At 66.9% G+C, this 7,385-nt stretch carries 5 protein-coding genes and 1 pseudogene; 1 reads left to right on the top strand and 5 read right to left on the bottom strand.

Annotation, left to right across the window (positions count from 1 at the left end; all coding sequences use genetic code 11):
- Positions 1–117: 117 nt before the first annotated feature.
- The 3 genes from VN856_RS15390 to mshB form a co-directional block, all read right to left on the bottom strand.
- Positions 118–2,709 (bottom strand): bifunctional FO biosynthesis protein CofGH, encoded by a 2,592-nt coding sequence (locus VN856_RS15390; protein WP_325690484.1) that lies wholly within the window; start codon positions 2,707–2,709, stop codon positions 118–120.
- A 95-nt stretch (positions 2,710–2,804) separates the two neighbouring features.
- A complete protein-coding gene (locus VN856_RS15385) occupies positions 2,805–3,239 on the bottom strand; it encodes a hypothetical protein (protein ID WP_325690488.1) in 435 nt (144 codons plus the stop codon).
- A 95-nt stretch (positions 3,240–3,334) separates the two neighbouring features.
- The gene (gene mshB, locus VN856_RS15380; protein WP_325690483.1) at positions 3,335–4,240 is read right to left on the bottom strand and encodes an N-acetyl-1-D-myo-inositol-2-amino-2-deoxy-alpha-D-glucopyranoside deacetylase; all 906 of its coding nucleotides are present in this window, start codon (positions 4,238–4,240) and stop codon (positions 3,335–3,337) included.
- A 128-nt stretch (positions 4,241–4,368) separates the two neighbouring features.
- Between mshB and VN856_RS15375 the strand changes: the two genes are divergently transcribed.
- The gene (locus VN856_RS15375; RefSeq protein ID WP_325690481.1) at positions 4,369–4,953 is read left to right on the top strand and encodes a TetR/AcrR family transcriptional regulator; all 585 of its coding nucleotides are present in this window, start codon (positions 4,369–4,371) and stop codon (positions 4,951–4,953) included.
- A 206-nt stretch (positions 4,954–5,159) separates the two neighbouring features.
- Here VN856_RS15375 and VN856_RS15370 read toward each other — a convergent pair whose 3' ends face one another.
- Positions 5,160–7,007 carry an ABC transporter family substrate-binding protein gene (locus VN856_RS15370; RefSeq protein WP_325690486.1) on the bottom strand — a complete coding sequence of 616 codons (1,848 nt, stop codon included), beginning with the start codon at positions 7,005–7,007 and terminating at the stop codon, positions 5,160–5,162.
- Positions 7,008–7,050: 43 nt separating this feature from the next.
- Positions 7,051–7,385, bottom strand: a pseudogene (locus VN856_RS15365) (translational GTPase TypA); the annotation flags it as partial.

Genomic DNA, 7,385 nt, shown 5'->3' with positions numbered 1-7,385 from the left:
GGTGCCGGTGTGCGGGCCACGCTGTTGCACGGCCTCGATGAAGGGCTGCCATTCGGGAAAACGGTCGTTGTCGATGTGATGATTCACAGCCCCGGGTATACCCGGGGCCACCGACAACTACGCGGCAAGAGGGTTGTAGTCAGTGGTGCGCTGGCGTGCCGGACGCCCAATCCCCTCGGCGATCGCCATCAACTCGGAGGCGGTTTTGGCGGAGCCGTATTCGGAGCCGGCCATCCGCGAGATGGTCTCCTCCATCAACGTGCCACCCAGGTCGTTGGCACCGCCGTTGAGCATCACCTGCGTGCGCTCGATGCCGAGCTTGACCCAGCTGGTCTGAATTTGAGAAATCCGGCCGTGCAGCATGATCCGCGCCAACGCATGCACGGCGCGATTGTCACGGTGGGTGGGTCCCGGCCGCGAGGCACCGGCGAGGTACAGCGGCGAGTTCTGATGCACGAACGGCAGTGGGACGAACTCGGTGAAGCCGCCGGTGCGGTCTTGGATGTCACGCAGCACGTTCAGGTGGCCGACCCAATGCCGCGGTTCGTCGACGTGGCCGTACATCATCGTCGAGGACGACCGCAGGCCCACCTCATGCGCGGTCGTCACCACCTCGATCCACATCGAAGTGGGTAGCTTGCCCTTGGTGAGTACCCAGCGGACTTCGTCGTCGAGAATCTCGGCGGCCGTGCCGGGGATGGTGTCCAGGCCCGCTTCGCGCAGGCTGGTCAGCCACTCGCGAATGCTCAACCCGCTCTTGGTGACGCCGTTGGCGATCTCCATCGGCGAAAACGCGTGCACATGCATCGACGGCACCCGCGCCTTGACCGCGCGGACCAGGTCGGCGTAACCGGTGACCGGCAACTCGGGGTCGATACCACCTTGCATGCAGACTTCGGTCGCACCGGCGACATGCGCCTCCCACGCCCGCTGGGCAACCTCGTCGGACGACAGCGAATAGGCGTCGGCGTCGTCTTTGCGCTGCGCGAAAGCGCAGAACCGGCAACCCGTGTAGCAGATGTTGGTGAAGTTGATGTTGCGGTTCACCACGAACGTGACGTCGTCACCGACCGCGTCGCGGCGCAGCGAATCTGCCAGCGCGGTAACGGCTTCCAGCGCGGGTCCGTCGGCGGTGGCCAACGCGAGGTAGTCCGCGTCGGTACAGCTGGCCGGGTCACGTTCGGCCGAGCGCAGGGCGGCGAGCACGTCGGTGTCGATGCGCTCCGGCGCGCGGGCCGCCAAGTCGTGCACCTGGGCGCGGATCGACTCCCAGTCACCGAAGGCACTATCCAGGTCGCTGCGAGTCTCGGTCAGCCGGCCTTCGGTGTCGATCGCGGCGTTCAGATCGACCCGGCCGGACGATGCCACCTCGTCGGGCTCCTGCCACGGCATGCCCACCGGCTTCACATCGAGGGCAAGTCCGGTGGCCGGATCGGCCAGCGCGGCAACGTGCCCGCGCACCCGCGGGTCGATCCACGCCGCTCCCGCCTGCACGTACTTGGGCTGGGCGGTCAGTCGTTCCACCAAGTCGTATCCCGCCTCGGCCGTGACGGCGGCGAGATCGTCGAGGGCGGGCCAGGGCCGTTCGGGGTTCACATGGTCGGGCGTGAGCGGCGAGACGCCGCCCCAGTCGTCGACTCCGGCGGCGATCAACGCCAGACATTCCTGCGCCGACACCAGGTTCGGCGGTGCCTGGATACGCATCGCGGGGCCGAGGACCAACCGCGAGACCGCGACGGTGGCCAGGAATTCGTCGATGTCGGCGTCCGGCGTTGCGGCCATCGCGGTGTGCTGCTTGGCCCGGAAGTTCTGCACGATGACTTCCTGGACGTGACCGAACTCCTTGTGCGACTTGCGAATCGCGTGCAGAGTCTCGGCACGCTCGGTGAGCGTCTCGCCGATGCCCACCAGCAGGCCGGTGGTGAACGGAATCGACAGCCGACCCGCATCGGTCAACGTGCGCAGCCGGACCTCGGGGTCTTTGTCCGGGCTGCCGTAGTGCGCAAGGCCTTTTGTCTCAAACAGCCGCCGAGACGTGGTCTCCAGCATCATGCCCATCGACGGCGCCACCGGCTTCAACCGGGAGAGCTCCGACCAGCTCATCACCCCGGGGTTCAGATGCGGCAGCAGCCCGGTTTCTTCCAGCACCCGGATCGCCATCGCCCGCAGATAAGACAGAGTGGAGTCGTAGCCGCGTTCGTCCAGCCATTCCCGGGCCTCCGGCCACCGATCTTCGGGCCGATCACCGAGGGTGAATAGTGCTTCCTTACAACCAAGTTCGGCACCGCGACGGGCGATGTCGAGAATCTCGTCGGGCTCCAGATACATCCCGGTGCCCGCGGCGCGTAATTTGCCGGGCACCGTGACAAAAGTGCAGTAATTGCAGGAGTCGCGGCACAGATGCGTCACCGGGATGAACACCTTGCGGGAGTAGCTGACCGGTAGCCGTCCAGTCCCACCACGGCGTCCGGCCGATTCCAGACCGGCGTCGCGCACCTGGGCGGCGCTGCGACACAGGTCGGCCAGATCCTCGCCGCGTGCGGTCATCGCGACCGCCGCCTCGTCGACGTTCAACGCCACCCCGTCGCGGGCACGCCGTAACACCCGCCGCAGCGCAGAAGCGCTGGCACGAGGAGGCACCGACGGGCTGGCTAGCAAGGTCGGCTCTTCACCCGGAGTCAACGGCACGTCTGTGTAACTTCCGGCCATCCAAATTTCATCCGCACGTCCCAACTATCTGCGACCCGACGCGTGCCATGAGCGACAACAGTAGCCTCCAGCTGTGCGGTAGGGGGTGCCTGCCCTCAACGGGTCGGCCAGCACCGGTACAGCACCACCAACGGCGGCACTATACCCATCGCGAGCAGCAATAACGGACTGTAGGCCAGCACGCCTCGGCCGCCGAAGATGACGTCGCCGCCCGGACCGGGCAGGTACATCAACAGGAGTGTCAGCAACCAGGTCCACAGCGGCAGCGCGGCCACCCGCGCCGACGAGGTCCAATGTCCCGCAGCCCAGACCAGAGCGGCGTTGAGCAGACCGCTGACCAATGCGCTGACGGGAAACGGGATCGAACCGATATAGCTGGGCAACAGCAGTGCCCCGCCAACTGCCGAAATCGCACCGTCGACCGCCAACACGGTCAAAACGGCGACACGGAATACAGGATTCGTCGCACCGGTGTCATCGATATTGCGGAGGCGCGGCGCGGTAGTGCTCAGGTCGGGACGCTGTCCAATTGCGAAACGATGGACATGACAGTCCACTGGAAGTTGTCCAGCCGGTCCTGCCAGTGCTGCTGGTTGTAGTCCAGATCCGGGTCCATTCCGGCAGCCTACCGCGTAGCGGGTCCGGCGAAGTCGACTCCGGCGAGCAGATCGGTCTCCCAACCGCGCTCATCGCGATCGCCGGCGGCGCCGGCAACCAAAACGTAGTGCTCCTGCGCGACGATCGGGAGCGCCAGGTTGTTCGACAGCGCCAGCGCCTTGCCGGTGGGTCCGACGGTGAGCTGAGTGGCGTGCGCAAGCAGGGCCGCCGTCTTGGCCGGCAAGGCATCCGGGTCGTCGATCACGGCGTCGATTTCGTCGTCGCCGTAGCCGAGTTCGCCGAAGTCGCCGTCGGCCGGTGGAATTATCCATTCGTCGCGCAAGTCGCCGGGGCCGAGCGCCTCCCACCCGGCCGTGAACGCGCTACGGGCAATGACGGTCCAATACAACTTGGGCACCGACCACGGCGTCCCCGGGTACTCGTCGGTGCCGGCCGCGGCCACCGCTGCTGTGGTGACGACGTGAGTCTGAATGTGGTCGGGATGGCCGTACCCGCCGTTGGGGTCGTAGGTCACCACGACGTGCGGGCGCAGCTCGCGGATGATGGCGACCAGCGCGCCGACGGCCTCGTGCTGGTCGGCGTCGGCGAACCGTTGCCGGCTGCGTGCCTCGGCGCCGACCATCCCCGAGTCACGCCACCGGCCCGGGCCGCCGAGGTAGGTCGGCCCGCCGACGCCCAGGGCGTGCAGTGCGGCGGTCAGTTCGCCGATGCGGTAGCCGCCGAGTTGGTCGGCGTGGTCAACGGCCAGCTGCGCCCATTGGTCGCCGATCACCTCGCCCTCCTCGCCGAGCGTGCAAGTGACGACCTGCACCTGTGCGCCACGACCGACATAGTGGGCGATGGTGGCGCCATTGGTGATGGTCTCGTCATCGGGGTGGGCATGCACGAACAGCAGCCGGGGAGTCTCCTGCATGGGATGACCCTACCGTTGCGCTGTGCGGCAAAGGATTTCGTGGGCTTAAACCAATGGGCCGCAGCGATAGTCAGCAACTCGGCAAAGCCCAGCTCCGGCGAATATACGTTGCTGACTACTATCGTCGCATGGCAGAGCAGACGGCAACGGTCCGCACCCGCCGCCGGGGCAAGCAACTCGAGGACGCCCTGTACGACGCGACGCTGGCCGAATTGGCTGCCGTCGGCTACGGCGGACTGACCATGGAAGGCATCGCCGCGCAGGCACGCACCGGTAAAGCCGCGTTGTATCGGCGGTGGTCCAGCAAGCACGACTTGGTTCAGGCGGCGTTGCTCTACGCGCTACCGCCGCTGCCCGAGCCGCGGGCGGACCGATCGGCACGGGAGAATCTGCTGGCCATTTTCAATGCACACTGCGATCTCGTTGCGGGTAAGACCGCTTTCCCCGGGCTGTTCATCATGCAGCAGCTGTTGCATGAGACGGAGTTGCGCGCGATCTTCGCTGACGCCGTCGTCGGGCCCCGATTGCGGATGATCGAGTCGGTCCTGCAGGCCGGCGCGGCCAATGGCGAGATCGACGCGGCCATGCTGACGCCGTATACCGCGCGAGCCGGCACCGCGATGATCAACCAGCAGCTGCTGCTGACCGGCGCCCCACCCAACAAGCGTCAACTCGCCCAGATCGTCGACACCGTGCTCCCACACCTGACTTAGCCGCTAATTTTCGTTGCGGCACAATACATTTAAGGTTAGGCGCCCAAGGGCGGGCCGCCCCCTGGTCGGTCCGCACTTGGCGTCTGGGTGGTTGCAGCCCCCGCTTGTTCCTGAACCAGTACTTCGAACGTTACCTGAGACGAACCTTAAGGACGCCGATTCACTGGCATTGGTCCAATAGATACCGAATCGTTACCGATGGACGATCACTGAGCGCTCTTGACCCACTGTCCGGCGTCGCCGACGATGCCGACCGGCACCGCGCCGGAAAGGCTGACATTCTGCACACTCGGGCCCGCGCCGACGATCGTGGTGTCCTGCAGGATCGGCAGCACCGTGGACATATCCCACAGCCGCGGTTCCACGGCGTTGACCACATCGTTGATGTCCTTGGTCCCGTTCAGCGCGGCGTCGATGTCGGACTGGATGCTGTGGTCACAGATGCCGGTCAAGTTCGACGGCGCCTGCACCAACGCGCCCGACTCCTGCCCATGGGCACCCGGTGTCGACGTCGTCGCTGTCGGAGTGGTGGGCGGAGCGGGCTTGGGCGACGCCGATGAGTCGGGCGCGGACGTCGGTGCCGTGGCCGTCGATACCGTGGTCGCCTCCAGCGCCGGGCAGCTGTAGCGGGAAGCCAACTGCGTCGCCAAGTTTCCGCCGGCCTCGCGCCAGCCCACCAACGCGTCTACCCGGTTGTTGACCAGCGCATCGCGGTACATCGCTACCGGGTCAAGCGCCAGCACGGTGGCGGCGATGCCGACATTCCGCAACTGGTCGGCGGCGGTGTTGGCCACTGCCACCGCCGTCGGATCGTTGGCCGCCACACCCAGGACCAGCGTGAGTTGCTTGCCGTCCTTGGTGACGTGCCCGCGGGTGATCTCCGGGGTCGAGGTGTCGTTGTCGATCTGGTAGCCGGCCGCTTCCAGCAATCCCAATGCCGCCGTTCGGGTCGGCACCGGGGGCGCCGTCGGCACGTAGCCCGGATCGCTGGGCGAGCGGATCTGTGCCTGGTCCAAGGTGACGGTGTTGTCGCTGCCCGCACCCACGGCCGCGAGCAGGTCGACATCGAGTAGTCCGAAGATTGCCTTGCGCACCTGTGCATCGGCCAGCTTGGCCTCGTTGGCGCGCAGCGTCAGCTGCATGACCCGGGGTGTCATGATGCGGGCGGTCCGCACGTCTGGGATCGCCGACAGCTGCGCGAAAACCGCTGAGCCACCGTGCACTTGGGCCACCTGGGTATCGCCGTTTCGGACCGAGTCGGCCAGCGCGGCAGGCGCCCCAGCCCGGCGGAACAGGATCATGTCTGGCTTGGCCGGCGGTCCCCAGTACCGGTCGTTGCGGGCAAGCAGGATCTCGTCGCGTTGCGGGTCGATGGACTCCACCCGGAACTGTCCACCGGTGACCGGCATGGCACGCGCCAGCCCAGCCGGGAAGCCGCCCGGCACGTCCTTGACGATGTGCGCCGGAAGGATGTTGCTGAACAATTCGCGCCACGCCGGGTAGGGCCGGGCGAAGGTGACGACGGCCTGCTTGCCGCCGTCAATCGACTGCACGCCGGTGATCCGGTCATACCCGGCCGGGTCCACCACACCGGGTTGGCCGACCATCTGTCGCCACAGATACCAGAAGTCGTCGGCGGCAATCGGGGCGTTGTCGGTCCACTGCGCCTCCGGCCGGATCCGGTAGGTGACCGTGAACGGGTTTTCCCCTGTTACCTCGGCGGACACCAGCAGCGTCGGATCCATCTCCCACCGGGATCCCGTCGGCGTGGCCGGATCGGGCACCGGACGAAATGCGCTGGGCAACACCAGCGCACTGATTGCGGCGTTCACCGCGGACAGATCGGACAGCAGATGCGGGTTGAAACCGGCGCCGATCGAGTCGATGCCCATGATGATCTGCGTCTTGCGCTGCGGTGGCGGGACCGTGCTGCGTTTGGTCTCGGTGCTCTGCGGCGCCGGCGGCGGGCTGACGGTGCAGCCGGCGAACGCCAGCAACGAAACCAGCACGCCGGTGGTCGCGTAGACCCGGCGGGCTCGTTTCGGCACGCCCAACAGGGTATCGGTGCCCGTGTGTTCGGCCACGCGCATCCGGCGGCTAGCCGCGCGCCTTGGCCCGCGCCTTCGCCCGCGCGCGCAGGGTCGCGACAAGCTCGACCTTGCGGACCCGCACCACCTCGGGAGTGACCTCCACGCACTCGTCCTCGGCGCAGAACTCCATGGCCTGCTCGAGGCCGAGTTCCAGCGGCCGGGCCAGCGTCTCCATCACGTCGGCCGTCGACGAGCGCATGTTGGTGAGCTTCTTCTCACGCGTGACGTTGACGTCGAGGTCCTCGGCGCGCGGGTTGATGCCCACCACCTGGCCCTCGTAGGTGTCCTCGCCGGGCTCGACGAAGAACTGACCGCGGTCGGACAGCTGGATCATGGCGAACG

Source organism: Mycobacterium sp. (assembly GCF_035603715.1).
Taxonomy (GTDB): Bacteria; Actinomycetota; Actinomycetes; order Mycobacteriales; family Mycobacteriaceae; genus Mycobacterium.
The sequence above is the reverse complement of the archived record's forward strand: the minus strand, read 5'-3'. Positions and strand labels throughout refer to the sequence as shown.